This is a genomic window from Candidatus Cloacimonadota bacterium (assembly GCA_011372345.1).
Taxonomy (GTDB): domain Bacteria; phylum Cloacimonadota; class Cloacimonadia; order Cloacimonadales; family TCS61; genus DRTC01.
On the sequence record DRTC01000316.1, the window covers coordinates 1 to 2,428 of the forward strand.

The 2,428-nt window shown below is 32.8% G+C and carries 2 protein-coding genes; both read left to right on the plus strand.

Annotation, left to right across the window (positions count from 1 at the left end):
- The first annotated feature begins 203 nt into the window (after positions 1–203).
- A complete protein-coding gene (locus tag ENL20_06165) occupies positions 204–1,502 on the plus strand; it encodes a HAMP domain-containing histidine kinase (protein ID HHE38138.1) in 1,299 nt (432 codons plus the stop codon).
- A 90-nt stretch (positions 1,503–1,592) separates the two neighbouring features.
- Positions 1,593–2,428 (plus strand): transporter substrate-binding domain-containing protein (locus ENL20_06170; protein ID HHE38139.1); only part of this gene is annotated, 836 nt, incomplete at its 3' end.

Sequence of the window (2,428 nt, forward strand, 5' to 3'; positions counted from 1 at the left end):
AAAATTCCAAACGAATATTCATAAATGAATCCAATTGTTTTTATTTATTGCTGAATAAAGAGTTGGTCGATCATTACATCTCAGATGGCGCTTATCTTATCACCCCGAGCAGGATAACGAATTGGCGGCGACAAATTGAAACGTGGGGATTTGATCAGAAAACCGCCGGCGAATTTTTTGCTGAATCTTGCAAATACATTCTTTTGCTTGATACAGGCATCAATCCTGAAAGTGATAATTTATTGGCTGAATTTGGCCGCTTCGTTAAAAAAGAGGTGAAAACTATCCCCATTGGACTCGATTATCTGCGATTGAAACTTTTACATATCTTGAATGAAAATATCATCAGCTCCGATTATTTGAAGTTAAAAGCAAATTTTAATCAGAAGAGTAGAAAAGTTTCAGATTATGCCATGGCTTTCGATTTAGCTGCTCAGCTTGTTCAGAATATGAATGAAAAAATGGTGATTGATAAAATCCTGACGACAATAAACATTCTATTTGCACCGGATGAACTTCATTATTTGTGCTTTCAGCAAAATCAGCCCAAAAAACTGTACTTAAAAAACGGATTGGAAATTTCAGATAATAAAATTTGGAATGAATTATCGGGTATAAAAAAGAAATATCAATGGTTAGAATCTGGAAATGGTTTCATTATTACAATCAAGTCCACAAATGACGTTCTTGGAATTCTCAGAATTAATAATCTTGCCTTTCCGCAATATAAAGAACATTATCTGAATCTCGGTTTGTTTCTAAGTAACGTGTGCGGATTAGCGATCGAAAATGCCAGATCTTTCCAACTTATTCAGGAGCAACAGAAACAACTACTAAAAAATTTAAACAAGATTAAGGATAGTGAGAAAAAACTAAAAATAAGCAGTGAACGGTTAAAAATATTGAATAAAATTATTCGGCACGATCTTTCTAATGATTTTATTGTTATCAAAAGTGCTATTAATATTTTCAAACAAACAAAAAACAAAAAGATGCTTGAAGAGATAGAAAAAAGAACCACAAAAAGTTTAAATGCTATTGCAGATTACCGAAGATATGAAACTTTTATAGAGTCAAATACAGATTTGATAGAAATTCAAATTAGTGAAGTGGTTAATGAATTAATTTACGAGTTTTCGGATGTTAATATCGATATTGAAGGAGATTGCAAAGTATATGCTGATGATGGATTATACTCCGTTTTCAAGAATCTTTTTTCGAATTCTATCTTGCACGGTAAAGCCACACGCATTTCGATAAAAATTTCGGACAGCACCTATACCTGCATTATCAAGTTTATGGATAACGGTACAGGTGTTCCGGATAAGATCAAAAAGAAAATCTTTGATGAAGGATTCTTCTACGGTAAATCCGGTCATACAGGGATTGGATTGCATATTGTAAAGAAAACGATAGAAAGTTATGGCGGTTCCATTTCTGTTGAAGATAATGAACCAAGCGGAGTTGTTTTTGTAATAAGACTGAGAAAAGTAATATCATGATTTCTTTTGAAGAAAAAAAGATGAAAAAGAAAATTCAGTTTCCTGTTACAATCATGTCTACAATAAGCATGGAGAAAGGCGGATAGTTTTATGAAAAAAAGAATTGTACTGACGTTTTTTTTGATTATCTGCAGTGCCTTATCTTTATTAGCCACTGAAAAATTACATTTGAAGGTCGGAACTTATGAGAATCCACCCAAGATATTTACCGATGAGAATGGTGAAATAAGCGGATTCTGGGCAGACATCACAGAAGAAATTGCCAAGCTGGAAAATTGGGAAATCCAATGGGTTCATGGAACATGGGATCAATGCCTGCAGCGTTTGGAAAATAATGAAATCGACATAATGGTTGATGTAGGTTTAACTCCGAAAAGACAGGAAAGATTTGCCTTCTCAAAAGAAACAGTACTGCTCAGTTGGGTAAGAATATATAAGAAAAACGGATCTGATATTCAAACAATTCTTGACTTGGAAGGTAAAAAAATAGCCGGATTAAAAGGCAGTTTCGATTTGGATGGCCCGGAAGGATTAAAAAAAGTTACAAGAGAATTTAAAATCAATTGCGAAATCATAGAAATGGAAAACTATGATGAAATTTTCCAGGCTTTAGACAATAAACAAATCGATGCAGGAGTCGTAGATAAAGATTTTGGAAATATTCACAGTATTAATTTCAATATCGAAAAAACTTCCATTATTCTTCAGCCTGCCTATATGAATTTTGCCTTGTCGAAAAAGGCAAACCTCACTCCCTATCTTATTGAAAGAATCGATGCCCAAATAAGAGAGTTAAAGAAGAATAACAATTCTATCTATTATCATTCAATTGATAAACATCTTGGTGGAGATGATGAAATCACATTTTTACCTTTATGGTTAAAATTAATTTTCATAATTATATTTTTACTAACTGTTATTTTCTT